At 65.0% G+C, this 26,319-nt stretch carries 28 protein-coding genes; 10 read left to right on the forward strand and 18 right to left on the reverse strand.

Features of this window, described 5'->3' with window-relative positions; genetic code table 11:
- Positions 1-52 precede the first annotated feature (52 nt).
- Positions 53-694: a YqaA family protein gene (locus tag HGI46_RS01945; RefSeq protein ID WP_168902872.1), complete on the forward strand. Its 642-nt coding sequence runs from the start codon at positions 53-55 to the stop codon at positions 692-694.
- Positions 695-844: 150 nt separating this feature from the next.
- Positions 845-1,138 (forward strand): usg protein, encoded by a 294-nt coding sequence (locus HGI46_RS01950; protein ID WP_168902873.1) that lies wholly within the window; start codon positions 845-847, stop codon positions 1,136-1,138.
- A gap of 64 nt (positions 1,139-1,202) precedes the next feature.
- Here the strand turns inward: HGI46_RS01950 and HGI46_RS01955 are convergent, their stop codons facing one another.
- Positions 1,203-2,075, reverse strand: a complete 873-nt coding sequence (locus tag HGI46_RS01955; protein ID WP_240946525.1) for a MipA/OmpV family protein — start codon at positions 2,073-2,075, stop codon at positions 1,203-1,205.
- A gap of 127 nt (positions 2,076-2,202) precedes the next feature.
- Between HGI46_RS01955 and HGI46_RS01960 the strand changes: the two genes are divergently transcribed.
- Positions 2,203-2,823, forward strand: coding sequence for a glutathione S-transferase (locus tag HGI46_RS01960; RefSeq protein ID WP_168902874.1), 621 nt, complete (start codon positions 2,203-2,205; stop codon positions 2,821-2,823).
- 9 nt (positions 2,824-2,832) lie between these two features.
- Positions 2,833-3,372, forward strand: a complete 540-nt coding sequence (locus HGI46_RS01965) for an rRNA large subunit pseudouridine synthase E (RefSeq protein WP_168902875.1) — start codon at positions 2,833-2,835, stop codon at positions 3,370-3,372.
- 7 nt (positions 3,373-3,379) lie between these two features.
- Here HGI46_RS01965 and glmS read toward each other — a convergent pair whose 3' ends face one another.
- Genes glmS through HGI46_RS01980 form a run of 3 tightly spaced genes read right to left on the reverse strand, consistent with a single transcriptional unit; the run spans position 3,380 to position 5,838 of the window.
- Positions 3,380-5,203: a glutamine--fructose-6-phosphate transaminase (isomerizing) gene (gene glmS / locus HGI46_RS01970; protein WP_168902876.1), complete on the reverse strand. Its 1,824-nt coding sequence runs from the start codon at positions 5,201-5,203 to the stop codon at positions 3,380-3,382.
- An 18-nt stretch (positions 5,204-5,221) separates the two neighbouring features.
- Positions 5,222-5,587 (reverse strand): type II toxin-antitoxin system VapC family toxin, encoded by a 366-nt coding sequence (locus tag HGI46_RS01975; RefSeq protein ID WP_118072324.1) that lies wholly within the window; start codon positions 5,585-5,587, stop codon positions 5,222-5,224.
- A gap of 2 nt (positions 5,588-5,589) precedes the next feature.
- A complete protein-coding gene (locus HGI46_RS01980) occupies positions 5,590-5,838 on the reverse strand; it encodes a ribbon-helix-helix domain-containing protein (protein ID WP_062341970.1) in 249 nt (82 codons plus the stop codon).
- Between the two features lie 98 nt (positions 5,839-5,936).
- On the opposite strand from HGI46_RS01980, the gene HGI46_RS01985 reads away from it, so the two are divergent.
- The gene (locus HGI46_RS01985) at positions 5,937-6,350 is read left to right on the forward strand and encodes a DUF3597 domain-containing protein (protein WP_118072325.1); all 414 of its coding nucleotides are present in this window, start codon (positions 5,937-5,939) and stop codon (positions 6,348-6,350) included.
- Positions 6,351-6,405: 55 nt separating this feature from the next.
- Here HGI46_RS01985 and HGI46_RS01990 read toward each other — a convergent pair whose 3' ends face one another.
- Together HGI46_RS01990 and glmU are read right to left on the reverse strand one after the other, a co-directional pair.
- Positions 6,406-6,714 (reverse strand): DUF5076 domain-containing protein, encoded by a 309-nt coding sequence (locus tag HGI46_RS01990; RefSeq protein ID WP_168902877.1) that lies wholly within the window; start codon positions 6,712-6,714, stop codon positions 6,406-6,408.
- A 1-nt stretch (position 6,715) separates the two neighbouring features.
- A complete protein-coding gene (gene glmU, locus HGI46_RS01995; RefSeq protein ID WP_168902878.1) occupies positions 6,716-8,077 on the reverse strand; it encodes a bifunctional UDP-N-acetylglucosamine diphosphorylase/glucosamine-1-phosphate N-acetyltransferase GlmU in 1,362 nt (453 codons plus the stop codon).
- A gap of 61 nt (positions 8,078-8,138) precedes the next feature.
- Here glmU and HGI46_RS02000 point away from each other — a divergent pair, with 61 nt between their 5' ends.
- The 3 genes from HGI46_RS02000 to rsmA are packed head-to-tail and all read left to right on the forward strand — an operon-like array spanning position 8,139 to position 10,658.
- Entirely contained in the window at positions 8,139-8,828 is a 690-nt protein-coding gene (locus HGI46_RS02000; protein ID WP_168902879.1) for an HAD-IA family hydrolase, read from the forward strand.
- Positions 8,829-8,838: 10 nt separating this feature from the next.
- Positions 8,839-9,840 carry a 4-hydroxythreonine-4-phosphate dehydrogenase PdxA gene (gene pdxA / locus HGI46_RS02005; protein WP_168902880.1) on the forward strand — a complete coding sequence of 334 codons (1,002 nt, stop codon included), beginning with the start codon at positions 8,839-8,841 and terminating at the stop codon, positions 9,838-9,840.
- Entirely contained in the window at positions 9,837-10,658 is an 822-nt protein-coding gene (gene rsmA / locus HGI46_RS02010; protein ID WP_168902881.1) for a 16S rRNA (adenine(1518)-N(6)/adenine(1519)-N(6))-dimethyltransferase RsmA, read from the forward strand. Before pdxA ends, rsmA begins: the two co-directional genes overlap by 4 nt.
- Positions 10,659-10,689: 31 nt before the next feature.
- Here rsmA and HGI46_RS02015 read toward each other — a convergent pair whose 3' ends face one another.
- The 6 genes from HGI46_RS02015 to HGI46_RS02040 form a co-directional block, all read right to left on the reverse strand.
- On the reverse strand, positions 10,690-12,819 hold the full coding sequence (locus HGI46_RS02015) for a malate synthase G (protein WP_168902882.1): 2,130 nt from the start codon (positions 12,817-12,819) through the stop codon (positions 10,690-10,692).
- Between the two features lie 136 nt (positions 12,820-12,955).
- Positions 12,956-14,113 carry an iron-containing alcohol dehydrogenase gene (locus tag HGI46_RS02020; protein ID WP_168902883.1) on the reverse strand — a complete coding sequence of 386 codons (1,158 nt, stop codon included), beginning with the start codon at positions 14,111-14,113 and terminating at the stop codon, positions 12,956-12,958.
- 106 nt (positions 14,114-14,219) lie between these two features.
- Positions 14,220-15,368 carry a mechanosensitive ion channel family protein gene (locus HGI46_RS02025; RefSeq protein WP_168902884.1) on the reverse strand — a complete coding sequence of 383 codons (1,149 nt, stop codon included), beginning with the start codon at positions 15,366-15,368 and terminating at the stop codon, positions 14,220-14,222.
- A 56-nt stretch (positions 15,369-15,424) separates the two neighbouring features.
- The gene (locus tag HGI46_RS02030; RefSeq protein WP_118072329.1) at positions 15,425-15,757 is read right to left on the reverse strand and encodes a 2Fe-2S iron-sulfur cluster-binding protein; all 333 of its coding nucleotides are present in this window, start codon (positions 15,755-15,757) and stop codon (positions 15,425-15,427) included.
- Between the two features lie 2 nt (positions 15,758-15,759).
- Positions 15,760-16,842: a cysteine desulfurase family protein gene (locus HGI46_RS02035; RefSeq protein WP_168902885.1), complete on the reverse strand. Its 1,083-nt coding sequence runs from the start codon at positions 16,840-16,842 to the stop codon at positions 15,760-15,762.
- Complete coding sequence (locus HGI46_RS02040; protein WP_168902886.1) at positions 16,839-17,894, reverse strand: aminotransferase class V-fold PLP-dependent enzyme; 1,056 nt, start codon at positions 17,892-17,894, stop codon at positions 16,839-16,841. The genes HGI46_RS02035 and HGI46_RS02040 overlap by 4 nt, the downstream gene beginning before the upstream one ends.
- 126 nt (positions 17,895-18,020) lie before the next feature.
- Here HGI46_RS02040 and HGI46_RS02045 point away from each other — a divergent pair, with 126 nt between their 5' ends.
- The gene (locus tag HGI46_RS02045; protein WP_084278426.1) at positions 18,021-18,677 is read left to right on the forward strand and encodes an alpha/beta hydrolase; all 657 of its coding nucleotides are present in this window, start codon (positions 18,021-18,023) and stop codon (positions 18,675-18,677) included.
- A gap of 49 nt (positions 18,678-18,726) precedes the next feature.
- Here HGI46_RS02045 and HGI46_RS02050 read toward each other — a convergent pair whose 3' ends face one another.
- The 6 genes from HGI46_RS02050 to HGI46_RS02075 form a co-directional block, all read right to left on the reverse strand.
- A complete protein-coding gene (locus HGI46_RS02050) occupies positions 18,727-20,310 on the reverse strand; it encodes a fatty acid--CoA ligase (protein ID WP_168902887.1) in 1,584 nt (527 codons plus the stop codon).
- A gap of 112 nt (positions 20,311-20,422) precedes the next feature.
- Complete coding sequence (locus HGI46_RS02055) at positions 20,423-21,010, reverse strand: HD domain-containing protein (protein ID WP_118074522.1); 588 nt, start codon at positions 21,008-21,010, stop codon at positions 20,423-20,425.
- A 62-nt stretch (positions 21,011-21,072) separates the two neighbouring features.
- Entirely contained in the window at positions 21,073-22,527 is a 1,455-nt protein-coding gene (locus HGI46_RS02060; protein WP_346766658.1) for an MFS transporter, read from the reverse strand.
- A 1-nt stretch (position 22,528) separates the two neighbouring features.
- Positions 22,529-24,208 carry a GMC family oxidoreductase gene (locus tag HGI46_RS02065; protein ID WP_168902888.1) on the reverse strand — a complete coding sequence of 560 codons (1,680 nt, stop codon included), beginning with the start codon at positions 24,206-24,208 and terminating at the stop codon, positions 22,529-22,531.
- Between the two features lie 12 nt (positions 24,209-24,220).
- Positions 24,221-24,847, reverse strand: a complete 627-nt coding sequence (locus tag HGI46_RS02070) for a gluconate 2-dehydrogenase subunit 3 family protein (protein WP_168902889.1) — start codon at positions 24,845-24,847, stop codon at positions 24,221-24,223.
- A gap of 124 nt (positions 24,848-24,971) precedes the next feature.
- Positions 24,972-25,277 (reverse strand): metalloregulator ArsR/SmtB family transcription factor, encoded by a 306-nt coding sequence (locus HGI46_RS02075; protein WP_168902890.1) that lies wholly within the window; start codon positions 25,275-25,277, stop codon positions 24,972-24,974.
- Positions 25,278-25,387: 110 nt separating this feature from the next.
- On the opposite strand from HGI46_RS02075, the gene HGI46_RS02080 reads away from it, so the two are divergent.
- A complete protein-coding gene (locus HGI46_RS02080; protein WP_118072332.1) occupies positions 25,388-26,311 on the forward strand; it encodes an MBL fold metallo-hydrolase in 924 nt (307 codons plus the stop codon).
- Positions 26,312-26,319 lie beyond the last annotated feature (8 nt).

The following is a 26,319-nucleotide window of genomic DNA, read 5'->3' on the forward strand; positions in this document are numbered from 1 at the left end:
CTCCGCCCCCGCCTCCCCTATCCGCACATCCGCAACAACGAACGGGATTCCGATGCTTCGCCGCCTCTACGATTGGACCATGGCCAAGGCCGCGCACCCCCATGCCGAATGGTGGCTCGCGCTGTTCGCGTTCATGGAGGCAAGCTTCTTCCCGATCCCGCCGCACCCCCTGCTCGGCCTGATGTGCCTGGCAGAACCGAAAAAGGCGGTGCGCTTCGCCGCGGTTGCCACGATCGCCTCGGTGCTGGGCGGCCTGCTCGGCTATGCGATCGGCTATGGCCTGTACGATACTGTCGGCACCCAGCTGCTGGCCGCGCTGCACCTCACCGAAAGCTTCCCCAAGGCGGCCTGCTACCTGCGCGAATACGGGGTCGAGATCATCATGATCAAGGGCGCCACGCCCATCCCGTTCAAGCTGCTGACGATCACCGCTGGCTTCATCGCCATGCCGCTGGTGCCGTTCATCCTCGCCAGCGTGGTCAGCCGCTCGATCAGCTTCATGATTGTCGGCGTGCTGTTCCGCCTGTTCGGTGCGCCGATCAAGCGCTTCATCGACAAGTACCTCGGCCTCGTCACCGTCGGCTTCGTCCTGCTCGTCGTCGGTGGCTTCATTGCCGCGACGATGCTTGGCGGCAGCGGCCCGTCCGATACCAAGGCCAAGTGCGAACAGGTCGCCCCCATCGCCGCGCGCTGATTGTGGAATACGCTTTTCAGCCCTCTTGACGGTTCACCGCTTCTTCAGGAATTTTCGTCACAGTTGTAACTGTTTCTGCGACTTTGCATGAGGTCGGAGCATCGCGCTCCAATCGGCCGATGCTCCTTCCAGTACGAAGGAAGGAAGAGCATGGGACGTGTGACTGGCGCCAACACCCTTGGGGAGGACATCCGGCTGCAGATGGAAGGCTACGGCCTGACCACCATCCAGATCCACTACTACCTGCCGGACCACCCCAGCCTGCTGCAGATGTTCGCCTTCCAGCAATACGATCTCGCCCCACGCTTCCCGCGCCTCCACGGCTTCCTCGATCACTGGCGGCGCGAAATCGAGGCCGCACTCCACTCGGTCCGCATCGCCCACAACCACCTGATCGGCCCGCAGGAATGGCGCGCCGTCGATGGCGTGATCTCGATCAACTGACGCGTCCTTTCCCCCCTCCCGCAGGCGGGAGGGGTCGGGGGTGGGCATAGGCACTACGCCGGAATCAAAGCCCGAACCGGTAGGAATACCCCAGCCCGATCGAAAACTGCGTCCGCTGCCCCCGCTCGCGGATCAATGAACTCCCGGCCGGCTCACCGCCCAACCGGTCAACACCGGCAAAGACCGCCACCGCGCGCTTCCGGTCCAGCGGCCGGATCAGATTCGCCCCCATCCCATAGGAAACCAGCCCTCCGTCAGGCCGCGAAACCGCCAGCCCGGTGCGTGCCGCCTGGGCACCATCCACCCCGTAATAGGTCCGCATGAAATCGCCGCTGGCAAAGGTCGCGCGCGGCCCGACCGCATAGATCACCTTGCCCGAACGCCCCGAATACTGCGCCAGCACGTCGCCCACCACGCCCTCATGTCCGCCAAAGCCCTGCCGGACCTCGGCGCGCAGGCGCCACTGCTTCTTCGCCCCCAGCCGCTTCTCGACAAAGCCCCCGGCTTCTCCGGCAATGTCCACGTCGCCCATCCCGCGCAGGGCGTCGCTGCCTCCCGCGATCAGGAACGGCGATCCGCCGTCATCCTCGTTCCGCCCGAAGCGGGCCCGCACGATCGGCCCCGCCTTCCAGCCATCCTGATTGACCGCGTTCCAGCCCAACCCGTCCTGCACCGAAAGGAACAGCGTGTCCTTGTAGTTGACCCGCAGGTCCGGGAAGATCGAAAGCGCGGTGTCCTTCGAACCTTGCCACGCCATCCCGAACACCGGTGCCACGCCCACGGTCATCGTCCAACCCTGCGGCACCATCGGCGGCCCCGCCGGGCGCGCGGGCGCAGTGGCTGATGGTGCCGTCTGTGCCAGCGCCGGATGCGTCAGGGCCAGATTCGCCAAGGAAAATTCCAGGGCAGAGAACACCATCGCTCGAATGACACGCATCCTTATTCTCCTCAGTGTAAGTAACGACCCGTGCTGTCCTATGGATTGCCTTCACGACCCGCACTTTGCGGCAATGTGTCGAAAACTTGCCCTTGTGCTGCGGGCGCAGGCCCGCAATCCTCGGGCGATGCTCACGCTCTACCACTGCAAGAACGCCCGCTCCTTCCGCGCGCTCTGGGCGCTCGAGGAAATGGGGCTGCCCTACCGGCTCCACACCCTCCCCTTCCCGCCCCGCCACCGCCACGAAGGCATGCACGACATCAACCCTCTGGGCACGATCCCGGTCCTGATCGATGGCGACGTGCGGATGACCGAAAGCGTCGCGATCCCGCACTATCTCGCCACGAAGTACGGCCCCACGGACCTCGCCGTCGCCCCGCATGAGGATGGCTATGCCGCCTACCTCAACTTCCTCGTCATGGGTGAAGCGACGCTCACCTTCCCGCAGACAATCCACTTGCGCTATCAGGTCTTCGCCAAGCCTGAAGATCGCCGCCCCGAGATCGCTCGCGATTACGCCGAATGGTTCGGCTCGCGATTGCGCAATGCCGAAGCGATGATGGGGGAGAAATTCGTCGCTGCCGGGCGGTTCACCATGGCCGATATCTCGGTCGGATACGCGATAATGCTAGCACTGTCGGTCGGTCTCGAAGAGTTCGTGCCAAGTTCGCTGCGCGACCGCTGGAGTTTCCTCTCTGCCCGAGAGAGTTGGAAACGCGCGATTGCCGCCCAGGAATCAAGCGCCTAAGCCCCCCGCATGGCCCTCATCGCGTTCAACAAGCCCTTCGGCGTACTGTGCCAGTTCTCCCCCGAACGCACCGGCCCGCCCCGGCCTACGCTTGCGGATTTCATAGACTTTCCGGGCGTTTACCCTGCTGGCCGGCTGGACCATGACAGCGAAGGCCTGCTCCTCCTGACCGACGACGGCCCCCTCCAGTCCCGCATCGCCGACCCCCGCCACAAGCTGCCAAAAACCTATCTTGTCCAGGTAGAAGGCGAGCCCGACGAGGCCGCATTGCAGGCCCTGCGCAAGGGTGTCACGCTCAAGGACGGCCCCACCCTCCCCGCCAAGGTCGAGCGCATCGACGACCCGGCGCTGTGGCCCCGCGATCCGCCGATCCGCGTGAGAAAATCCATCCCCGACAGCTGGTTGCGCCTCACCATCCGCGAAGGCCGCAACCGCCAGGTCCGACGCATGACCGCAGCCGTCGGCCACCCCACGCTGCGCCTCGTCCGCTGGCAGATCGGCGACTGGACGCTGGACGGCATCGCCCCCGGAGAATGGCGGGCGCTATAGCGCCTGCCTATTCGACAGTGACGGACTTTGCCAGATTGCGCGGCTGATCGACGTCGGTGCCCTTGGCCACGGCGACGTGGTAGGCGAGCAATTGCACCGGCACGGCATAGACCAGCGGCGCGATCAGCGGGTGCACCTTGGGCATCTCGATCGTGGCCAGGCACCCCTCACCCGCCTCGGCAATGCCTTCTGCGTCGGAGATCAGCACGACCTTGCCGCCGCGCGCACGCACTTCCTGCATGTTGCTCACGGTCTTCTCGAACAGCGGGCCAGAAGGCGCCAGCACGATCACCGGCACCGCCTCGTCGATCAAGGCGATAGGGCCATGCTTCATCTCGCCGCTGGCATAGCCTTCTGCGTGGATGTAGCTGATTTCCTTGAGCTTCAACGCTCCTTCCAGCGCCAGCGGATAGTCCGGCCCGCGCCCGAGATAGAGGACATCGCGGGCCGGCGCGATCAGGTGCGCCATGCCGGCGATCTCCTCGTCATGGGCAAGCGCCGCGTTGAGGCAGGCCGGCGTCTCGACCAGCTGCTCGACGATCTCGGCCTCTTCCTCGCGTGTCAGCCGCCCACGCTTGACCGCAAGGTGCGCCGCCAGCGCCGCGAGCACCGCCAGCTGGCAGGTGAACGCCTTGGTCGAGGCAACCCCGATTTCCGGCCCGGCATGGGTCGGCAGCAGCAGATCCGCCTCGCGCGCCATCGAACTCGTCGGCACGTTGACGACCACTGCAATGGTCTGCCCCGCCGCCTTGCAGTGCCGCAGCGCCGCGAGCGTGTCGGCGGTTTCGCCGCTCTGCGAGATGAACAGCGCAAGGCCGCCCGGCTCCAGCACCGGATCGCGGTAGCGGAACTCGGACGCCACATCGATGTCCACTGGCAGGCGCGCGAACTGCTCGAACCAGTACTTGGCGACCATGCCGGCATAGAAGCTCGTCCCGCAGGCGACGATGGTCACGCGATTGATGCTGGCAAGGTCGAAGTCAATCTGCGGCAGCGCCACGGTCTGCTCCACCCGGCGCAAGTAGGAGCGCAGCGTCTGCGCCACCACCACCGGCTGCTCGAAGATCTCCTTCTGCATGAAGTGGCGGTAATTGCCCTTCTCGATTGCTGCAGCGGTTGCGCCCGAGGCGACGATGGGGCGTTCGACCAGATTGTTGTCCGCATCGAAGATCTGCGCGCCCTCACGGGTGATCACCACCCAGTCGCCTTCCTCGAGGTAGGTAATCCGCTGCGTCAGCGGCGCGAGCGCAAGCGCGTCGGACCCGAGATAGGTCTCGCCCTCGCCATAGCCGACTACCAGCGGCGATCCCAGCCGCGCACCGATCAGCATGTCGTCATGGCTGCGGAAAGCGATGGCGAGCGCAAAGGCGCCGCGCAAGGTCGGCAGCACGGCCTTCACCGCGTCCTGCGGCGAAAGTCCTGCCTCGACCTGTTCGGACACGAGATGCGCCACCACTTCGGTATCGGTCTCGCTCTCGAACTTGCGGCCCCGCGCTATCAGGGCGTCGCGCAGGGTCTTGAAGTTCTCGATGATACCGTTGTGAACCAGCGCCACTTCGCCCGTGGCATGTGGATGCGCGTTGCTCGTTGTCGGCGCGCCATGGGTTGCCCAGCGGGTGTGGGCAATGCCGATCAGGCCCGAGGCCGGATTGCGCGCGAGTTCCAGCACAAGATTGTTGAGCTTGCCCTCGGCCCGCCGCCGCACCAGCTGCCCGCCTTCGACCGTGCAGATCCCTGCCGAATCATAGCCGCGATATTCCATCCGCCGCAGGCCATCGACCAGCCGGTCCGCCACCTGTTCCTTGCCGACGATTCCGATAATTCCGCACATGCAGGCAACTGCTTTCGACTAGAGAGTATAGGGCACCCGGATGCCGGGCATGGTTGCCGGAAAATCCTTGGTATTTCGTGTAATCAGGATCGAACCGTTAACCTGCGCGGTAGCGAGGATATAGGCATCCATCAGCTTCATGCGGCTGCGATAGCGGATATCTGCTGCCGCCGTGGCGATCCGCGCATCGATTTCCACGCAATCGAAATGGCTCAGGGCTTCCCGGACGAGGTCCCGCTTTTCCAGCGCCTCGCCGGCCATCACCTCAGTCCACACTATCCGGCTAATGCGGTGGCTGCGATAACGCGCGATCTCTTGGGCTGCATGGGGCATGCGCCTCAGCCAATCGATGACGATGTTGGTGTCGAAGAACGGTGCAGACAAGGTCAGATGTCTTCATAGGGGCGGCGATCTTCACGCATGGCGCGCTGATATTCCACGCTGTCGCCGATATCGGTGCGATGTGCCCAGAGCCCGGCATAGCGGTCGATCCAGTCGTTGCTGGTATCGCTCTGCACGAGATAGAGCTTCACAGCCTCGCGCACGAGCGCGGCCCGCGACTTGCCTTGCTCGCTCGCGCGCGCATCGAGGGCGGCGATATCTTCATCCGGAATGTCGGCAAGGATGCGAGTCATGACGATATCATGATATGATATCGCGCTATCGTCAAGCCCTGAGGAACGCATCCCCGCCCTCGCCGGTTGCCTGTGGAAACCCATCGCAGGAGCAATCGATGAGCATTTTCAGCAAGATCATGGACGCCATCTCGTGGAAGGGCACGCGCCCGACCCAGACTGGCCAGACGCCCAAGCCCGCGCCCACTACAACCCCCGCCGCTCCTTCTGCATCGACGCCAGCGCCTGCACCAACCGCACCCGCACCGGCGCCCGTTTCGCAGTTCGACGTCGAAGCCAACCTCAGCGAGATGGCCCAGGACAAGGACCTCAACTGGCGCACCTCGATCGTCGACCTGATGAAGCTTCTGGGCATCGATTCCAGCCTCGCCAACCGCAAGGAACTCGCCCAGGAACTCGGCTATACCGGCGCTCTGGATGGCTCGGCCGAAATGAACATCTGGCTCCACAAGGCCACCATGCGCAAGCTTGCGCAGAACGGCGGCAAGGTGCCGGCGTCGATGCTGGATTGAGCGAACGCGGGGCTGGAATGCCAGCCCCGCCAAACTCGGTCTACGGGTTCAGTCTCTAGTCCGCGAAGAAACCATGCAACTCCGAAGTGGGCACGTCGACTTCCCTGAGAAGCGAGTTCACAATGGCTGCCTTTGATTGGGCAGTGTCATAGCCGTACGAATCTTGCAATGCATTGGAAAGGTGGCCGATCATATCGGCCATGATCACACCCCAAGCCTCACGTCCGTCGACTTGGTCGTGGTCAGCGTAGATTCCGACATTCAGCGCGCAATGCAGGCCCTGCTTGGCAATCCAGACGCTAGCCACTTCCAGCGCTTCAGAGTCATCGCGGACCGCTGCTGGTTCGATAAGGTAGTTCGGCACGCTACCCCCGCTTCTCCGCCTTCTTCTTCTTCATCGCATCATGAAAGCGGTCAGCCCAGCCCGGCTTCACCAGCTGCTCTGCCCGCACCATGCGCAATTCGCCGTCGGCGACGTCGCGTGACACTGCGCTGCCTGCCGCGACGATGGCGTCCGCGCCGATCTTGACCGGGGCAATCAGCGCAGAGTTGGAGCCGATGAACGCGCGCTCGCCGATGGTAGTCTTGTACTTGAAGTAGCCGTCATAGTTGCAGGTGATCGTGCCTGCGCCGATGTTGGCCTCAGCCCCCACTTCGGCATCGCCGAGGTAGGTCAGGTGGCTGGCCTTGGCACCACGGTGCATCACCGTGTTCTTGACCTCGACGAAGTTGCCGATCTTGACGTCCTCCTCCAGCTTCGCGCCGGGGCGCAAGCGGGCGTAGGGGCCGATGTGGACGCCGGGCGAAAGCTCTGCGCCTTCGAGATGGCAGAAGGCATGGATCGTCACGCCATCGGCCACGGTCACGCCGGGACCGAAGAAGACGTTGGGCTCGACCGTCACGTCCCGGCCCAGCACCGTATCCCACGAAAACCACACGGTTTCGGGCGCGATCAGCGTTGCGCCATCGGCCATGGCCTGGGCCCGGCGGCGGCGCTGCCAGCGACCTTCGGCCTCTGCAAGTTCCGCGCGGCTGTTGATCCCGGCGACTTCGTCGGCGTCGTCCGTCACCACCACGGCGCAGGTGCGGCCATCGGCAATCGCGATGTTGACCACGTCGGGCAGGTAGTATTCGCCCTGCGCATTGTCGTTGCCGACGCGCGCCAGCAGGCCGAACAGGTCGGCGCTGCGCACCGCCATCAGCCCCGAATTGCACACGCGGCAGGCACGCTCGGCCTCGGTCGCATCCTTGTGCTCGACCATCTTCACGATGCGCCCGTCTTCGGCGATCACGCGCCCGTACTGCAGCGTGTCTTGCGGCGCGAAGCCAAGGACCACCGCCGCCGGAGCATCGGCCTCATGCAGCCGCGCGATCATCGCCCGCATCGTCTCGGCCCGCACGAACGGCACGTCGCCATAGAGGATCAGCACATCGCCATCGAACCCGGCCAGCGCGCCCTCGGCCTGCTGCACCGCATGGGCCGTACCCAGCTGCGGGTCCTGCACGGCGATCGTGGCAGAGCCGCCCAGCGCCTTCTCCAGCTGCTCGCGCCCGTGGCCGGCCACCACCACCTGCCGCTCAGGGCCCAGCTCTGCGGCGCTGGCCATCAGGTGCCTGACCATCGGCCTGCCCGCGATCGGATGGAGCACCTTGTGCAGGTCGCTCTTCATGCGGGTGCCTTTTCCGGCGGCGAGGACGATAATGGCGAGAGGGGGCTGTTCAATCATGGCCGCACCCTTGCCAGACAAATCTTGCGCTTTCCAGAACAGCAGGCCACTTGGCCACACCATGGCGGATTTTCCTTACCGGATTGTCGGATTCGATCTCGACGGCACCCTGCTCGACACCAGCCGCGACCTTGGTGTCGCGCTCAACCACGCGCTCGGCCTTGCCGGTCGGCCACCCGTCCCGCTGGACCAGACCAAGCGCCACATCGGCGGCGGGGCGGCGCAGATGCTGCGCTCGGCGCTGACGGAATCGGGCGGGGTGGATGAAGACGCCTTCCCCGGCCTGCAGGCCAGCCTGATCGAATTCTATGGCCGGAACATTGCCCACCACACCGCACTGTTTCCCGGCGGTGCGGAGATGCTGGACGCCCTCGACGCGCGCGGCGTGAAGATCGCCATCGCCACCAACAAGGCAGAAGGCCTTGCGGTCAAGCTGTTCGAGGAGCTCGGCCTGCTCCACCGCTTCGCCTGCGTGATCGGCGGTGACACGCTGGGCCGCCACCGCGCCAAGCCCCGCCCCGACATGCTGCACGAGATGGTCGAGCGCTGCGGCGGTGGGCCCGCTGCGTTCGTTGGCGATACCACGTTTGACGTCGGCGCCGCCAAGGCTGCGCAAATGCCGGTCGTCGCCGTGCGCTTCGGCTTCAACGATCTTCCCGCTGACGATCTGGGCGCAGACGCGGTGATCGACCACTACGACGAACTGGTGCCCACGCTCGAACGTCTCGCCAGCGTGGCACAGAGCGCCTAGGCTCCCGCCCATGACCGCCCCCCTTGCCCTTACCATTGGCGATCCCGCAGGCGTCGGCCCGGAACTCGCCGCCGCCGCATGGTCCTTGCGCGACGCCGAAACCCTGCCGCCGTTCTTCGTGGTCGGCTCGGCCCGCGTCGTCGAGGAGGCAGCGCGCAGGCGGGGCATCACGGTGCCGGTCTGCGCGATCAAGACGCCCGACGAGGTGGCGGATTGTTTCGACGGCGCGCTGCCGGTGCTCGATCTCGCCCAACTACCCTACACCCCGGGCGAGCCCGATGATGCAGGCGCAAGCCTTGCCCTCGATGCCCTTGCCACCGCCACCGGCCTCGTCCGTTCCGGCGCGGCTTCGGCGCTGGTCACCGGCCCGATTGCCAAGAGCCGTCTCGCCCGCATCGGTTTCGCCCATCCGGGGCAGACCGAATTCGTCGCGCAGGCCTGCGGCATTTCGCCCGAGAATGCGGTGATGATGCTCGCGGGGCCGAGCCTCAAGGTCGTGCCGATCACGGTCCATGTGTCGCTGCGCGCAGTGCCGGATATGCTTACCACCGAACTGATCCGATCGCGCGCGGCGATCGCTGCATCCGGGCTTTCGCGCGACTACGGCATTGCCAGCCCGCGCCTGGCCGTGGCCGGTCTGAACCCGCACGCGGGCGAGGACGGGCGCATGGGCAGCGAAGACCACGACATCGTCGCTCCGGCCGTGGCGGCCTTGCGCGCCGCCGGGATCGACGCTTTCGGCCCGCTGCCGCCCGACACGATGTTCCACGCCGAGGCGCGCGAGGGGTATGACGTGGCCATCTGCATGTATCACGATCAGGCGCTGATCCCGATGAAGGCGCTGGATTTCGACGCCGGAGTGAATGTCACCCTGGGCCTGCCGATCATCCGCACCTCTCCCGATCACGGCACCGCGTTCGGCATCGCCGGGTCCGCCAAGGCGCGCGTCGGCCCGACCATCGCGGCGCTGCGCATGGCGGGAGAATGTGCGGCGCGGAGGGCTTTGGCATGACCGACCTCCCCCCATTACGCGATGTCATCAACCGCCACGGCCTGTTCGCCACCAAGGCGCTGGGCCAGAACTTCCTGTTCGACGAACAATTGCTCGATCGCATTGCCCGCGTCCCCGGCAAGCTGAAGGGCGAGAATGTCCTTGAGGTCGGCCCTGGCCCCGGCGGGCTGACCCGCGCCCTGCTGCGCGCCGGCGCAAACGTTACCGCGATCGAGATGGACAAGCGCTGCCTGCCCGCGCTTGCCGAACTGTCCGATGCCTTCCCCGGCCAGCTCACCGTGATCGGTGGCGACGCCACCAAGATTGACCCGGCAACGCTGTTCGACGGGCCGTGGCACGTCGCCGCTAACCTGCCCTACAATGTCGGCACGCAACTGTTCACCGGCTGGCTTTCCGGGCAGGACTGGCCGCCGCAGTGGAAATCATTGACGCTGATGTTCCAGCTGGAAGTGGCCGAACGCATCGTCGCCGCGCCCGGCACGGATGCCTATGGCCGCCTCGCCGTGCTGGCGCAGTGGCGCTCTGCCCCGCGCATTGCGATGAAGGTCCACCGCAGCGCCTTCACTCCGCCGCCCAAGGTGATGTCGGCGATCGTGCACGTCGAACCCGGCACTATGCCCGAAGGCGTATCGGCCCGAATGTTGGAGCGTGTGACCGAAGCTGCCTTCGGCCAGCGCCGCAAGATGCTGCGCCAGTCCTTGAAGGGCCTGCCCGGCGCGCTCGACGCCCTGGAAACACTCGGCATCGACGCCCAGCGCCGCGCCGAGACCCTCAGCGTCGAGGAGTTCGTCTCCATCGCACGGGTGCTGACGAAGTAAGGGCGGACCCGCAAGGCCCGCCCCAAAAACCTCAAGCCGGTTCGGCCACCTTCGCCAGCGCCGCCTTCTTCTTCAGGCGCCAGGCGTGCAGCAGCGGCTCGGTATAGCCGTTGGGCTGCTCCACCCCGTTGAACACCAGATCGCAGGCCGCGCGGAAGGCAAAGCTTTCTTCCCAGCGACCGGCCATCGGCTCGTAGAGCGGGTCGCCCGCGTTCTGCGCATCGACCTTGGCGGCCATGCGCTTGAGGCTGTCCATGACCTGTTCGTTGGTGGCCACGCCGTGCAGCAGCCAATTGGCCATGTGCTGGCTGGAAATGCGCAAGGTCGCACGGTCTTCCATCAGGCCGACGTCGTTGATGTCCGGCACCTTGGAACACCCCACGCCCTGGTCAATCCAGCGCACGACATAGCCCAGAAGCCCTTGCGCGTTGTTGTCCAGTTCCTCGCGCACTTCCTCTTCCGACCAGTTGGCACCATCGGCCAACGGGATGGCCAGAAGCGCGTCGAGACCCGGTGTCGCTTCCCGCGCCACGTCGCGCTGCACTCCGAACACGTCGACCTGATGGTAGTGCATGGCATGCAGCGTTGCGGCCGTCGGCGAAGGCACCCATGCCGTGTTCGCCCCGGTGCGGGGATGGGCGATCTTCTGTTGCATCATGTCGTGCATCATGTCGGGCGCGGCCCACATGCCCTTGCCGATCTGCGCCTTGCCGGACAAACCGTGCGCCAGGCCGATGCAGACGTTGCGCTTCTCATAGGCTGCGATCCAGCCGGAGCCCTTGATCGCCCCTTTCCGGATCATCGCACCCGCCTGCATCGAGGTGTGGATCTCGTCGCCGGTACGGTCGAGGAAGCCGGTGTTGATGAACACGATCCGGTCGCGGACTTGCTTGATGCAGGCCGCGAGGTTGGCCGAAGTGCGGCGCTCCTCGTCCATGACGCCGACCTTGACGGTATGGCGCTCAAGACCCAGCAGGTCCTCGACGGCATTGAACAGGTCGTTGGTGAAGGCGACCTCTTCCGGCCCGTGCATCTTGGGCTTGACGATATAGATGCTGCCGGCGCGGCTGTTGCGATGGCGACCCAGCCCATTGATGTCATGGCACGCGATGGCCGAGGTGATCACCGCGTCCATGATACCTTCGGGAATCTCCGACCCGTCCTCCAGCAGGATTGCCGGATTGGTCATGAGATGGCCGACATTGCGCACGAACAGCAGGCTGCGCCCGGGCAACGTGATCGCCTCGCCCGTGGCAGACGTCCATTCTCGGTCCGCTTCCAGCGCGCGGGTCATGGTCTTGCCGCCCTTGCTGAAGCTCGCTTCCAGATCGCCGCGCATCAGGCCGAGCCAGTTGCGGTAAGCGAGCAGCTTGTCCTCGGCATCGACCGCCGCGACCGAGTCTTCAAGGTCGACAATGGCGGTAAGCGCCGCTTCCATCACGATATCGGCAATGCCCGCCTTGTCGTCCTTGCCGACAGGGTGCGTCCGGTCGAGCACGATCTCGACATGCAACCCGTTGTTGCACAGCAGAATGCCACCGGGTTTCGTGCCGGCAAACTGCGTCTCATCGCACAACGGCAGGCTGCTCGTCCCGTCCCATTCGGTCCAGCTCATGCCGTCCAGCGGGAATGTCAGGTCAAGGAAGGCCCTGCCTGCGCGGACCACCGCCGCGCCGCGTTCCTTGTCGTAGCCGCCCGGCCGGGCCGGGGCCGCATCGAGCGCGTCGGTGCCGTACCAGGCATCGTAGAGACTGCCCCAGCGCGCATTCGCCGCATTGAGCACGAACCGGTCATTCAGAACCGGCACGACCAGCTGTGGTCCTGCCATGCAGGCAATCTCGCGGTCGACGTTCTGCGTGCCGATCACGAAATCCTCAGGCTCTGCCACAAGATAGCCGATCTCGGTCAGGAACGTGCGATACTCGGCCGCATCGATCGGCTTGCCCTTGCGCTCGCGGTGCCAGGAATCAATCAGCGCCTGCAGCGCGTCACGCTTGTCGAGAAGCATGCGGTTTACCGGGGCGAAATGACCGACCAGCTCGGCAAAACCCTGCCAGAACGCGCTTGCATCAAGCCCGAGTGGCGCAATCACGCTCTCGTCGATGAAGGTGGCAAGGCTGGCGTCGACCTTGAGGCCGCTGCGTTCGATTCGTTCGTTCATTTCACCCATGTCCATACGCTCACATAAGCGGCGCCCCGCAAAACTTGCGAAAAGCCGAATCCGATGAACCTGGGGAGGAACGGTCAAAGCCTATGCATGATCCGGCAGGGCATTGCAATCGTGCGAAAGTCTGGCGTCAGCCATAGACCTCGGCGTAGAGCCGCTCGATCTCCGCCGCTTCCGGCACGCGCGGGTTGTTCCCCGGCGATCCCGAAACCAGCGCCTGCCGCGCCATTTCCGGCACCACCTCGAACCACCGCGCCTCGCTGATCCCATGAGAGCGCGGGGATGGCACGGACAGGTCGGCGTTCAGCGCCGCCAGTTCCTCCAGCAGTCGCGCCACCGCCGCCTGGTCGCCCTCGTCCGCACTGGCAACGCCCATCGCCCGCGCGCAATCGGCATAGCGCGCAAGTGCGGCTGGCGCGGAGAAGGCCGTAACCGCAGGCAGCAACATGGCGTTGGAAAGGCCGTGCGGCACATGGAAGAACGCGCCCACGGGTCGGCTCATGCCATGGACAAGCGCAACGCTGGCATTGGAGAACGCGATCCCGGCGTGATGCGCGCCGACCATCATCGCCTCGCGCGCCGCGCGGTTGCCCGGCTCGGCGCAGGCGGTAAGAAGATTGGGAGCAATCAGCTTCATCGCCGAAAGGGCCATGGCATCGCTGAAGGCATTGGCCTTCTTCGAAACGTAGGCTTCGATCGCATGGGTGAGTGAATCGATCCCGGTATCCGCCGTCAGCCGGGCGGGCTTGCCCATCGTCAGTTCGAAATCGACGATCGCCACGGTCGGCAGGAAAGCAAGGCCCGCACAGAGCATCTTCTCGCTGCTGGCCTCGTCGGTCACGATGGTGAACTTCGTCGCTTCCGACCCCGTCCCCGCCGTTGTCGGCACGGCGATGATCGGCAGGCCGGGCACGTCGGTCGTTGCCGGAGCCTTCATCGACTGGACCGGCCGGGGCGCAACCGCCAGCGCGGCAATGGCCTTGGCCGTATCGATCGGGCTGCCACCGCCAAAGCCGACAACGCAGTCGCAATCGGCGGCACGCAAGGCTTCCAGGGCGGTTTCAACCACAGCCACGGTCGGATCGGGCACTGTCTCGGCGAACACGACCGCATCGATTCCGGCGTCGTCGAGCACGGCAAGCAATGTCGCCACCATCCCGCTGCTCACGAGGAATGCGTCGGTGACGATGAACGGTCGGGACACTCCGCATTGGGCAAGCGCCTCGGGCAACTGCGCCAGTGCGCCTCCGCCTACCCTGATGATCCGTGGAAGATTGATCGCCGCCATACCTGCCCTCTTGCCTTGATCCGCTTATGGGACTGCAAAACAGCCCCCACGGCAAGCTGGCAAAAGCGCCCGGTCGAAATCAGGTTCGTGGTCCCATCGCGCATCGCTACACCTTGACTGGAACCACGGCTCCGTCGGGATAGGGCATGATCAGCGTCCCGTCAGGGGCGGCGGTGAATGTCGTCTGCGTGGGATAGGGAATGCTGATTCCCTCGGCAGCAAAGCGCTGCATGATTGCCACCAGCAAACGATCGCGCAACGGATGCGCCACGTTCCAGTCGGCACCGGGCACGTCGAGGATCAGGGTAAAGTCAAGCGAGCTGGCACCGAATGCGTCGAACCCCGAACGCGCCACTTTAGCGCCTTCGGCCTGACCCAGTTCCTTCAGCATTGCCGGAACCAGCGCCAAGGTTTCAGGCGGGGTTTCATAGGCGACGCCAATCGCGAACGTCAGGCGGATGTGATCGCGAACCGTAAGATTGCTGATCTCCTTGTCGAGCAGGTTCTTGTTGGAAACGATCAGCAGTTCCCCGCTTACCAGCCTGACACGGGTGGTGCGCATGCCGATGACCTCGACCGTGCCGGTATTTCCGCCCCAGCTGATCACTTCCCCCACCTTGAAAGGCCGGTCGAAGAGGATGGAAATGCCCGCGAACAGGTCGGAGAATATACCCTGAGCGGCAAGACCGATGGCGATGCCACCGATGCCGAGGCCTGCGACCAGTCCGGCGACATTCACGCCAAGGTTGCCGAGTATGAGAACAATGGCGATGGCGAAAACGAGGAACGTCACCAGCGCCCTCAGGATGTTGAGCGCCGAGCTCAGCGCACCGTTGGCGTGCTGGGCCTCCCCTGCGCGATGCTCGATCAGGCCGATCGTCAGTTCCCGCACCCACAGTGCCGCCTGGAAGGTGAGGCCGATGGTGAAGAGAAACGCAATGGTCCTGTCGAGCCAGGCCGGTGTCTGCGCGTAACTGGCGACCGCCTCGGCGGCTACCAACACGATGAACCAGAAGCGCGTGCGGCCGGCCATGCGGCCGATGATGGTCTTCCACCCGACCAGGGCCTCGCTTTCAGGGCAGAACCGGCGCCCGAGGTTGCGGATGGCGACAAGCACCACAACCACGACGACGGCAATGCCGATGGCGATTGAGATACGCAGCCAGTTGTCGGTAATCCAGCCGGTGGTGTCGGCAATCAGGACATCGGGGCTGGCAGGCAGGGCAAGTTTTGGAACGGGAGGCGAAGACGTCATGCCTCAATCAAAGGCTGGCCTTCCGATCCGTTCCCGAAGGTGGGGCGTGCGAAGGGTCAGCGCCCCTGCATGTCCCGCGCCTCGGCCGGGATATGCACCACAAGGCCATCAAGCGCTTCGGTAAGTTCGATCTGGCAGGACAGGCGGCTCGTGCGCGTCACGCCGGCGGCCAGATCCAGCATGTCCTCCTCATCGTCGACGGCTGGCGGCAGTTTCGCGAACCAGTCGGCATCGATCACCACATGGCAGGTCGAACAGGCCATCTGGCCCTCGCAGGTTCCTTCGAGCGGCATGCCCTTCGCTTGCCCCAGTTCCAGCAGTCGCGTCCCCGCTTCGCCCTCTGCGGCGATCTTTTCACCCTTGGCGGTGACGAAGGTGACGCTGACCATGGTTACAAGACTCCCTGCGCGCGCGCCGCGGCGTTGATCGCCCCGGCAGCCTGTTCCAGTTCATCATCCCCCGTATAGCGTCCGAAACCGATGCGGATCGCGGTTCTGCTATCCCTGTCCGAAAGTCCGAGCGCGCGCAAGACATGGCTTGGCCTGCCCGACCCGCTGGCACAGGCAGACCCAGCAGAAAATGCCACGTTGCGGCATTCAGACAACAGTCTTGCCACGTCCAGCCCCGGCAATCGCAAGTTGAGATTGCCGCGCCAGCGCTGCGCCGGACTGCCGTTCAGCATCCAGCCCGCAAACAGCTGCAAAGCCCTGTCCCACAGCTTTTCCACATGAAGTCGGTCAGTTTCCGACAGGTTTGTGCACAGGGCCGCTGCTGCGCCGAATCCCGCGCAAAGCGCTGGCGAAAGTGTGCCCGAACGCAAACCGCCCTCCTGCCCGCCGCCCCGGATCAGCGGTGCAAGCTCCACCCCGTCGCGCACCCACAAGGCGCCGATGCCCTTGGGGCCATAGAGCTTGTGCGAGGACACCGCGATCAGGTCGGCCCCCTCGGGCGCGGCGATCTTGCCGGCCCCCTGCACCGCATCGCACAGGAACAGCGCGCCGATGTCGTGCGCCCGCCGCGCAAGCGCTTCGACCGGCTGGACCGTACCGATCTCGTTGTTGACCTGCATTACCGCGACCAGGCCCGTCCCCTCCGGAATCGCCACCTCCGGATCGACCAGCCCCATGCCATCGACCGGCAGCACCGCCACGCCGGGATCGAGCGCCCGCGCCGTATCCAGCACCGCCGCATGTTCGATCGCGCTCACCGCCAGCCTCTCGCGACCGCACCCGGCCAACGCCAGATTGATCGCCTCGGTCGCCCCGGACGTGAACACCACGCGCCCGCCCGGCGGCAGCAGCGCCGCCACCTGCGCCCGCGCCACCTCGACTGCCGCCACCGCCGCGCGCCCGGCGCGGTGCGGGCTGTGCGGGTTGGCAAAACCGGCAGCCTCCGGCCCTGCCAGCCACGGCAGCATCGCCGCGCGCGCTTCCGGGGCCAGCGGCGTCGTCGCCTGATAGTCGAGGTAGATCACCCCCGGATCTCCTTCCACACTTCAACGAACCGGGCGATCTCGGCCTCGCTCGTCTCGCGCCCGATGGACACGCGGATGACCTCGCCCGGATTCGCGTAGCCCATCGCCGTCAGCACGTGGCTCGCCTTCAATGAACCCGAAGAACACGCGCTTCCGGCAGAAACGGCAATCCCTGCGCCATCGAACCGGATCAGCTGCGCCGCGCTGGATTTGCCGGGCATGCGATAGGCGGCAATCGTCGGACTGCGTGGTGATTCCGGTGCGACCAATTCCGCCCCGGTTTCAAGCAGTTGATTCGTCAGCGATTCCCGCAAACCTGAAGCGCACTTGAGCCATGCGTTTCCGGCCTCCAGCGCCGCGACCATGCCCATCACCAGCGGCATCGGCTCGGTCCCGGCACGATAGCCGCGCTCCTGGCCGCCGCCGGGATCGAGCAAGCCGTAATTGCGCACCAGCAACGCGCCGATGCCCACCGGCCCGCCGAACTTGTGCGCCGAAAGCGCGATGATGTCGGCTTCGGGCAGCGGTAGCTTTCCGGCCCCTTGCGCGGCATCGACCAGCAACAGCGCATTGTTCGACTTTGCCAGCGCTGCCACCGACGCCAGATCCTGCATCACACCGGTTTCGCTGTTGACCTGCTGGACTGCCAGAAGCGCCGGCTCTTCCAGCTTAAGCACCTGCTCCAGCTCGGAAATCCTGACCAATCCGTTCGCATCGACGCTCAGGCGATGCGCGTCTGGCGTCAGTCGCAGCACCGCCTCATGCTCTACCGCACTGGTGATGTTCCTGTTATGTTTCCCCGGGGAAACTTTTTTCGTGGCGATCTCCAGCGCCTCGCTTGCCCCGCTGGTGAAGATCACCTCGCCGTCCCAGGCCAGCGCCGCCTTCACTCGCGCCCGCGCACTCTCCAGCGCAGCCCTCGCCGCCCGCCCTGCCGCGTGCGGGCTTGAAGGGTTGGCCCAGATGCGCCAGCCCTCCTCCATTGCCGCCAGCGCCTCCGGCAGCAGCGGGGTCGTGGCGGCGTGATCGAGATAGATCGAATTTAGCGGCAAGATTCGCCCCGGAATGCGTGGAAAGATTGCTTTCGAAGGCTCGGTTTCTATATAGCCATCAGCTTAATTCCCAGCCCCGGCATTCCGTGCCGCATGGGGCCAGACCACAGGATTACCGGACAGGCAATGCCCGCAGTCATTTTCCCCGGCCCCGAAGGCCGCCTCGAAGGCCGTTTCCAGCCCGCCACCCGCCCCCGCGCACCGGTGGCGATGATCCTGCACCCGCACCCGCAGGCGGGCGGCACGATGAACGACCGCATCACGCAGGCGCTCTACAAGACATTCGTCGCGCGCGGTTTTGCCACGCTGCGCTTCAACTTCCGTGGCGTCGGCCGCAGCCAGGGCAGCTTTGACAATGGCATCGGTGAACTGTCCGACGCCGCGGCGGCGCTCGACTGGGTCCAGTCGATCCATCCCGAAGCCAGCACCACCTGGATCGCCGGCTATTCGTTCGGCGCGCTGATCGGCATGCAGCTGCTGATGCGCCGCCCGGAAATCCGCGGCTTCATCTCGGTGGCGCCGCCCGCCAACATGTACGATTTCAGCTTCCTCGCCCCGTGCCCCGCCTCGGGCATCATCGTGCAGGGCACCGCCGATACGGTGGTCACGCCCAATGCGGTGCAGAAGCTGGTCGACAAGCTGCGCACGCAGAAGCACATCACCATCCATCACGATGAAGTGCCGCGCGCCAACCACTTCTTCGAAAACGAGATGGACGACATGATGCGCGCGGTAGACAACTACCTCGACATGCGCCTCTCGCCGGACTGCCCGATCCGCTGATCCGTTGGCACCGGCTGGTCGGAATGCCGCCCAGCCGGTCAACGCGGCGTCAGTTCACCTGCCGTTCGCAGCCCGCCCAGTATGGCTCGCGCAAGGTGCGGCGCAGGATCTTGCCGGATGGGTTGCGCGGCAGAGCCGCGATCACGTCGACAGACTTGGGCACCTTGAACCCGGCCAGGCGCTCCCGCGTCCAGTCGATGATCGATTGCGGATCGATCGTATGGCCGGGCTTGGGCACGCACACCGCCTTGACGGCTTCACCCCATGTCGCATCAGGCACGCCGATCACCGCCACTTCCTGCACATCGGGATGGCCATAGATCGCGCTTTCGACCTGCGCGGGATAGACATTCTCGCCGCCGGAGATGATCATGTCCTTGATCCGGTCGTGCATGTAGACGTAGCCGTCCTCGTCGAGATAGCCGGCATCGCCAGTGGCGATCCAGCCATCGGCAGTCATGGTCTTGGCGGTCGCCTCTGGCAGGTTCCAGTAGCCAAGCATGTTGTTTGACGAGCGCGTCTGGATCTCGCCGATCTCGTTGGGGCCAAGCGCCTCGCCATTCTCGCCGACCACGCGGACCTCGACACCCGGCAGCGGCTTGCCGGCAGACCGCATGCGCTGGTTGCCTTCGACGCAGTGGTCCTCGGGCGGGAGCATACAGATCGTGCCGGTCGTTTCGGTCATGCCATAGGCCTGGATGAACTCGGCCCGGAACATGGCGATACATTCGCGCAGCAGCACCAGCGGGATCGGCGATGCGCCATAGATGATGTACTTTACGCGGCTGAAGTCCACGCTGGCGCAATCGGGGTGATTGAGCAGCATCTGCAGGGCGGCAGGCACGATGAAGAAGCGCGTAACGCCCTTTTGCTCCACCGCGTCGAACACCGCGCGCGGCTCGAACTCGGCAAGGATGATGCCCGGCAGCCCCGCGCCGATGGCCATCACGCCAAGGCCGGTGCCGCCAATATGTGCGCATGGCATGGCGACGAGGATAGCTTCGTCGTCCGTCATCTGGGTATAGGGCTGTTCCTGCCCCAGCGATTGCTTGCGCAGGCCGAACAGGTTGCGATTTGAAAGCACCGCCCCCTTGGGATTTCCGGTCGTGCCCGAGGTATAAAGCTGCAGCACCGCATCATCAGGCCCGGCAGCCTCGAAGGCGATGGGCTGCTGCGCATCGATCCACCGCCACGCCTCGTCCTGCGTCAGCGCGATGCGCACGGCAGGCAGGGCGGAAAACGTCTCCGCCAATCCTTCGAACCCGAGGCCAAGGAACACCGCCTTGGCTTGCGCATCGTCGGCAATCCACGTCGCCTCTGCCGGGGCCAGGCGCCAGCCGATCGGAACCATCACCGCGCCAAGGCGGGCAGCAGCGAAGAACAACGTGAAGTAGAGCGTGCTGTTCTTGCCGAACCAGGCAATCCGGTCCCCCTTGCCAATGCCAAGATCGACAAGGCCCGCGACCACCCGCGCCGTCGTGGAATCGAGCCCGCCATAGGTCAGCGTCCTGTCCGGCCCGTCAAGCGCCACCCCTTGCGAGCGGTCGGCCGCCCAGAAGCGAATGAATTCGTCGAAGGTAAACAGATCAGCGGTGCGCTCTGCTGTCGTCGGCTTTGCGGCGGCCTCGCCCATGCGTTGCTCTCCCAAGCAATTTTGCGCAGTTAATCACGCAATTAAGGGAAGGCGCAAGCCACCATTCGTGACAGAGTGCATCGCCTAGTGACCCGAATGGCGGCAGGCCGCCTCAGGCTTCGGCCATGGCCTTCTTGTAGACGCTGTTCAAAGGCCGCTCGAACAGGCGCATGACCATCGGCTCGAAGAATTCGAGCGGCAGTGTGTCGTAGTCCGGATCGAACGCCGGGCAGTCGTACTTCTCGATGAACTCCGCCGTGGCCGCAGCGTAAGGGTGGTCGGCGAAGTTGTCGCGCATGTTGCGATCAAGGCCGATGAAGTGGAAGAAGTTGTAGCCCTGGAAAATGCCGTGGTGCTGCACGATCCACAGCAGTTCCTCGGATACGAAGGGCTTGAGGATGGCGGCGGCGATGTCGGGGTGGTTGTAGGCACCAAGCATGTCGCCAATGTCGTGCAGCAGGGCCATCACGACATAGTCCTCGCTGCGGCCATCGCGGTGGGCGCGGGTCGCAGTCTGGAGGCAGTGGGTCAGGCGATCGACGGCAAAACCGCCGCAATCGCCTTCAAGCAGGCGCAAGTGGGCAAGAACCCGCGCCCCGCCATTGCTTGCGTGGGGCTTGAGGTGCGTCATGATCGCGTCCCAGTCTTCCTGGGTGCCCTCGGTCATGGTGTGGAACTTGGCGGTGGGCAGCTCTTCCATCATGCGAATCCTCTCCCCGTGCGCGCTTTCGGCGCATCTGGTTTCACATGAGAGTATCGCGATTATGCCGCTTGGGAAGAGGCCTCGGGCACGAATATCTGGTCGGGCAGCGACAGCGCAAGGCCAAGGCAGCCGAGCAGCAGCACGAGAATTACCCCGAGTGCCGCGAAAAGACCGCCCGCCCCCATCGCCAAAACCGGTCCACCCAGCGCGAAGTAGGCACTGCCCGCCAGCGCAATGCCGAAGGCGCTGCCCATTTGCAGCACGGTCTTGAGAATGCCGCTGGCCGCGCCTGCATGGCGGCGGTCAACCCGGGCCAGGGCGACAGGCGAGACGGGGCCGGAAAGGCAGCCCATCCCGACGCCGGCCAGCAGCAGGGCCGGAAGCAGCAGCGGCAGGCCGGGACCGCCCCAGGCAATCCATGAAAGGGTGGCCGTATTGGCCACAACCAGAGCCAATGCCGCAAAAACCAGTACCCACTTGCCCATCTTCGCAAGGTAGCGCCGCCCGAGGAAGCCCATACCGAGCATGACGCCGGCGCTGAACGGGATATGGACGAGGCCTGTCTGGAGCGGTGAGTAGCCCAGCCGCGATTGGAGGGCGTGGGCGAAAACAAAGAGGAAGCCGGTGTTCGCCGCGGAGAAGATCAGGCCGATCAGAGCGCCGGTGCGGAACAGGCGGTTGTGCAGGAGTTCCGGATCGAAGATGACCGGCTTGCCCGCTCTCGCCCGGCGGTTGAGGCCGGCCCATGCCGCCCACATCAGCAAGGGCGATGCCGCGAGAAGCGTTATGCTCCCGGCATCGATCCCGGCATGTTCGCCGCGCACGAGCGGGAACAGTGCGGCTGCGAGCGCCGCGCCAAACGCAAGCGTGCCGATCACGTCAATTTTTGCGCCCTTGTGCGCAACTTCGCGCGGCAGGTAGCGCCAGCCGGCGGTGAACGCGGCAATCCCGATCGGCAGATTGATCAGGAACACCGTGCGCCAGCCAAGCCCGGCGATGTCCGCCGAAATCAGCAGTCCGCCGATGATCGGCCCGGCTATGCCGGCAAGGCCGCCGATCACCCCGAACCATGCCAGCCGCCCGATGCGCTCTACTGGATCGTAAAGGATCTGGATCACCGCCATGACCTGCGGCGCCATGATCGCGCCCGCGGCACCTTGCAGGACGCGCGCCGCGACGAGCAGTTGCGGGTCGGCCGCCGCGCCACACAGTAGCGAGGCCAGCGTGAAGCCGGCAACGCCGGTAAGAAACATCGCGCGCCCGCCGAACAGGTCGCCCAGTCGGCCGCCCAGAATCAGCAGCAGGCCGAAGGCCAGCGAATAGCCTGCCGCGATCCACTGCGCCGCGCTGCCACCAAGGTCCTGCCCGCGCGCGGCGAAGTCTGCCTGCATGGCCGGCAGCGCGGTGTTGATGATCGTCACGTCGACGATTTCCAGCACCAGCGCGGTGATCAGCGTGAAGAAGGCGAGGCTTTTCTGCCTCTCGGTCATGCCGGCGATGGTCGGAGAGGTCACCTCAGATCACGCCTTCACGCAGCATCTTCACCGCCGCATCGCAGGCCCGCGCCGTCAGTGCCATGTAGGTCAGCGAAGGATTCTGGCAGGCGGACGAGGCCATCTGTGCGCCATCGGTGACAAATAGGTTGGGAATGTCGTGCGACTGGCTCCACTTGTTGAGGACCGACGTCTTGGGATCATTACCCATGCGCGCGCCGCCCATTTCGTGGATCGCCGTGCCGCCCGCGCTCGGCTGGTCGAGGCCCATGATCACCGTGCCGCCGGCAGCAGTCATCATCTCGGTGGCGTCGGCCTTGGCCTGGGCCAGCGCCGCGTGCTCTTCCTTGCCGAACGCAAAGTCGACATGAAGCTGAGGGATGCCGAAGCGGTCGGTCTTCGTGCGGTCCAGCGTCAGGCGGTTGCTGTCACGCGGGACGCAGTCGGCAAAGGCGACCAGCACCATGCGCCACATGCCGGGCTGGTGCAGCTTGTCCTTGAGTTCGGCGCCGATCCCTGCCTCGCGCTTGCCTGCGCCCCAGTTGCTTTGCAGTGCGCCCCCCTGGAACGAGAAGCCGCGCGTGTGGCCCTCACCGTCCATGGCGTCCATGTTGCGATATCGCGCGATGATCGCCCCGGTCGGCCGGTTGCCGAAAGTGGTGCGATCGTTGAACTGCGGGAACAGCGCGATGGTCGACAGCGTGTTGGCATGATCCATGATCTGGGTGCCGAGCACGCCGCTCGAATTGCCAAGGCCCGTCGGCATTGCCTCGTTGCGCGAATTGAGCAGGAGGTGGACCGAGTTGAAGGCGCCTGCATTGAGGAACACCAGCCGCGCCGTTGCGCTGCCCCGCGTCCCGTCCTTCGTATTGACATAGCGCACGCCGGTGACGCGCTTCGTCTTGGGATCATAGTCGATCGCCTCGACGATGGCATCGGTCACGACCGTCAGGTTGCCGGTAGCCTTGGCCGCGGGAAGCGTGCTCGATTGCGTCGAGAAGTATGCGCCGAACGAGCAGCCGCGCGCACAGATCGAGCGGTTCTGGCATTCCGAGCGCCCTTCTTCGGGCTTGGCCACGGTCATGTTCGCGGTCCGGCCGATGGTCAGGCAGCGGCCGTACTTGTCGGCCACGACCTTGCGCACGTGCTCTTCCACCACGTTCAGCTTCATGCCCGGCTGGAACTTGCCGTCGGGCAGCTGGGGCAGGCCTTCAGGGCTGCCCGAAACACCGATGAACTCCTCGACCTTGTCATACCACGGCGCCAGATCGGCGTAGCGGATCGGCCAGTCGGTGCCGTGGCCATCGCGCTTGTTCGCGCCGAAATCGTAGTCCGACCAGCGGTAGGACTGGCGGCCCCAGGTCAGCGAGCGTCCACCCAACTGGTAGGAGCGGAACCACGTGAAATCGGTATCCGAGCCGGTCGAGTACGGGTTCTCCTTGTCGTTGACAAAGTGCCCCTGCGTAAACTCGTTGAAGTGGCGGTTCTTCATCTGGACCTGGTATTCGCGGGCATAGAGCGCCGCATCGCCGAGGCCGCGGAACGGCATTTCCCACGGTGCCTTGTTCTCGGTCTCGTACTCGCCGTGGACGATCTCGCGCCCGCGCTCGATCATCAGGACCTTGAGGCCCGCCTGCGTCAGTTCCTTGGCTGCCCAGCCGCCGGTGATCCCGGAGCCGACCACGATCGCGTCGAATTGCATGTCAGTCAGTCCTTATCCGAAGTCGACCGCGGTCCAGTCGTTGGAAATCGCCCTGAAATCGGGCGTCAGCGGCAGGTCGGGATCGAAACGGCCCGGCACCGGCTCGTAGCGCAGCTCCTGCGCCCCGCCGACTTCGCTGGTGTAATACCCGGTCAGGATCAGGCCCTTGATCGCCTTCCACGGGCTTTCGCTCTCACGGCTGGCAAAGGCATCGGCATCGAGCGCCTTCACGGCCGCAAGGCGTTGCGCTGCCGGCGCCTTGAGGAAGCTGCCACCAGCCCGCCCGTCGAGTTCCTTCTCGAGCCAGGCGACATGCCGGATCGAGCCATCGTTGCGCGCAAACCGGGCATAGGCGGTGGGGTCCTTGAGCGGTGAGCGCGAGCCATCGAGCCCGTGCGCCAGCGCGAGGATCGCGAAATCGCCTGCACCCACATCGCCCGCACCGGGGGTTGCCGAACGCGGGATCACCAGCTGGCTGACCTCCTTCATCATCAGGCGCTGCCGGTCGCTCGGCGCATCTTCCGATTCGAGCCGGGTCAGGCTCACGGCGGCGGCGGGCACGCCAAGCGCCAAAGCGATCAGCGCCGAGGCACTGACGAATTCGCGGCGGTTCCAGCCGCGCTGCGGATCATTCTGCATCAACCGATGTCTCTCCCGGCGCACGGATCACCGCACGCATGCAATATAGAATCAATACTCTAATTTGGATGCGCGGCGCAAGACTCTTCCTGCATCCGATCCACCTTATTGATCAGTGATTAATCTAGCGCTTTTCGCAGATTTCGCAAAGGGCGTGTATGATCGCGCGGACGATCTGGTCCTTCAGGCTGTAGAAGCGCACTTGGGCCGCCACGCGGCTGTCGACCACGCCTTCATCGCGCAGGCGCGCCAGGTGTTGCGAGACTGCCGACTGCGAAAGGCCGGTCAGTTCAACCAGTTCCGTCACCGAAACCTCACCCTCGTCCATGCGGCAAAGCATGAGCAGGCGCTCGGGATGGCTCATCGTGCGCATGCGGCCAGCCATAGCGGCGGCATTCTGCTTCAGATCGGCAAGGCTGGCGGGCTTCATAAGCTCAGCAGATAACGCCGATTGCGCCACGCACAAGACCGCGACACCAACTAAATTACACTTGCCTTATATTAGTTCTAAGTTATATAAAGGGTCAAAGGAGTCTTCCGATGTCCGACCATGCCCTTGTCACCGCCACCGCCCAGATCAGCGCCGCCCGCGCCTCGGCAGCGGCCCCTGTCGTCACCACCTTCTTCGACGAGGCGACTTTCACCGCGACTCATGTCGTCCATGATCCTGCCACCTTGCGCGCCGCGGTGATCGATCCGGTGCTCGATTTCGACCAGGCCTCGGGCCGCACCAGCCATGCCTCGGCCGATCGCGTGATTGCCCATGTCGAAGCCCACGGCCTCACGGTCGACTGGTTGCTCGAAACCCACGCCCATGCCGATCACCTCTCTGCCGCCCCCTATCTCAAGGAAAGGCTTGGCGGGCAGATCGTCATTGGCGCGGCAATCCGCACCGTGCAGGACGTGTTCGGCAAGGTCTTCAACGAGGGCCCGGCCTTCGCCCGTGACGGCAGCCAGTTCGACCTGCTGATGGACGACGGCCACACCTTCCGCGTCGGCGGGATCGAGGCCATAGCACTGCACGTCCCCGGCCACACCCCGGCATGTCTCGCCTATGTCATCGGCGATGCCGTGTTCGTCGGCGATACGCTGTTCATGCCGGACTACGGCACCGCCCGGGCCGATTTCCCCGGCGGCGACGCGCGCACGCTCTACCGCTCGATCCGCCGCCTGATGGCCCTGCCAGACGAGACGCGCGTGTTCCTGTGCCATGACTACAAGGCCACCGGGCGCGACCAGTTCGTGTGGGAAACCACAATCGGCGCCGAGCGCACGGCCAACGTTCATGTCCACGAAGGCGTCAGCGAGGACGAGTTCGTTGCCATGCGCGAAGCGCGCGATGCCACGCTGGGCATGCCGAAGCTGATCCTGCCCTCGATCCAGGTAAACATGCGCGCAGGACACCTGCCCGAACCCGACAGCAACGGCGTGCGTTACCTGCGCCTGCCTGTCGACCTGCTGTAAGGCGCCGA

This window comes from Novosphingobium sp. ERW19 (assembly GCF_012641315.1).
Classification (GTDB): Bacteria; Pseudomonadota; Alphaproteobacteria; order Sphingomonadales; family Sphingomonadaceae; genus Novosphingobium.

What these genes read in the sequence shown, in the direction of transcription:
- HGI46_RS01955 (WP_240946525.1), bottom strand. Translation starts at nt 2,075, where the DNA reads ATGCGTGTCATTCGAGCGATGGTGTTCTCTGCCCTGGAATTTTCCTTG.
- HGI46_RS02045 (WP_084278426.1), top strand. Translation starts at nt 18,021, where the DNA reads ATGCCCGCAGTCATTTTCCCCGGCCCCGAAGGCCGCCTCGAAGGCCGT.
- rsmA (WP_168902881.1), top strand. Translation starts at nt 9,837, where the DNA reads ATGACCGACCTCCCCCCATTACGCGATGTCATCAACCGCCACGGCCTG.
- HGI46_RS02030 (WP_118072329.1), bottom strand. Translation starts at nt 15,757, where the DNA reads ATGGTCAGCGTCACCTTCGTCACCGCCAAGGGTGAAAAGATCGCCGCA.
- HGI46_RS01965 (WP_168902875.1), top strand. Translation starts at nt 2,833, where the DNA reads ATGGCCCTCATCGCGTTCAACAAGCCCTTCGGCGTACTGTGCCAGTTC.
- glmS (WP_168902876.1), bottom strand. Translation starts at nt 5,203, where the DNA reads ATGTGCGGAATTATCGGAATCGTCGGCAAGGAACAGGTGGCGGACCGG.
- HGI46_RS01960 (WP_168902874.1), top strand. Translation starts at nt 2,203, where the DNA reads ATGCTCACGCTCTACCACTGCAAGAACGCCCGCTCCTTCCGCGCGCTC.
- HGI46_RS02020 (WP_168902883.1), bottom strand. Translation starts at nt 14,113, where the DNA reads ATGGCGGCGATCAATCTTCCACGGATCATCAGGGTAGGCGGAGGCGCA.
- HGI46_RS01980 (WP_062341970.1), bottom strand. Translation starts at nt 5,838, where the DNA reads ATGACTCGCATCCTTGCCGACATTCCGGATGAAGATATCGCCGCCCTC.
- HGI46_RS01945 (WP_168902872.1), top strand. Translation starts at nt 53, where the DNA reads ATGCTTCGCCGCCTCTACGATTGGACCATGGCCAAGGCCGCGCACCCC.
- HGI46_RS01950 (WP_168902873.1), top strand. Translation starts at nt 845, where the DNA reads ATGGGACGTGTGACTGGCGCCAACACCCTTGGGGAGGACATCCGGCTG.
- HGI46_RS02015 (WP_168902882.1), bottom strand. Translation starts at nt 12,819, where the DNA reads ATGAACGAACGAATCGAACGCAGCGGCCTCAAGGTCGACGCCAGCCTT.
- HGI46_RS02050 (WP_168902887.1), bottom strand. Translation starts at nt 20,310, where the DNA reads ATGGGCGAGGCCGCCGCAAAGCCGACGACAGCAGAGCGCACCGCTGAT.
- HGI46_RS02055 (WP_118074522.1), bottom strand. Translation starts at nt 21,010, where the DNA reads ATGGAAGAGCTGCCCACCGCCAAGTTCCACACCATGACCGAGGGCACC.
- HGI46_RS02080 (WP_118072332.1), top strand. Translation starts at nt 25,388, where the DNA reads ATGTCCGACCATGCCCTTGTCACCGCCACCGCCCAGATCAGCGCCGCC.
- pdxA (WP_168902880.1), top strand. Translation starts at nt 8,839, where the DNA reads ATGACCGCCCCCCTTGCCCTTACCATTGGCGATCCCGCAGGCGTCGGC.
- HGI46_RS02075 (WP_168902890.1), bottom strand. Translation starts at nt 25,277, where the DNA reads ATGAAGCCCGCCAGCCTTGCCGATCTGAAGCAGAATGCCGCCGCTATG.
- HGI46_RS02065 (WP_168902888.1), bottom strand. Translation starts at nt 24,208, where the DNA reads ATGCAATTCGACGCGATCGTGGTCGGCTCCGGGATCACCGGCGGCTGG.
- HGI46_RS02025 (WP_168902884.1), bottom strand. Translation starts at nt 15,368, where the DNA reads ATGACGTCTTCGCCTCCCGTTCCAAAACTTGCCCTGCCTGCCAGCCCC.
- glmU (WP_168902878.1), bottom strand. Translation starts at nt 8,077, where the DNA reads ATGATTGAACAGCCCCCTCTCGCCATTATCGTCCTCGCCGCCGGAAAA.
- HGI46_RS02000 (WP_168902879.1), top strand. Translation starts at nt 8,139, where the DNA reads ATGGCGGATTTTCCTTACCGGATTGTCGGATTCGATCTCGACGGCACC.
- HGI46_RS01985 (WP_118072325.1), top strand. Translation starts at nt 5,937, where the DNA reads ATGAGCATTTTCAGCAAGATCATGGACGCCATCTCGTGGAAGGGCACG.
- HGI46_RS02070 (WP_168902889.1), bottom strand. Translation starts at nt 24,847, where the DNA reads ATGCAGAATGATCCGCAGCGCGGCTGGAACCGCCGCGAATTCGTCAGT.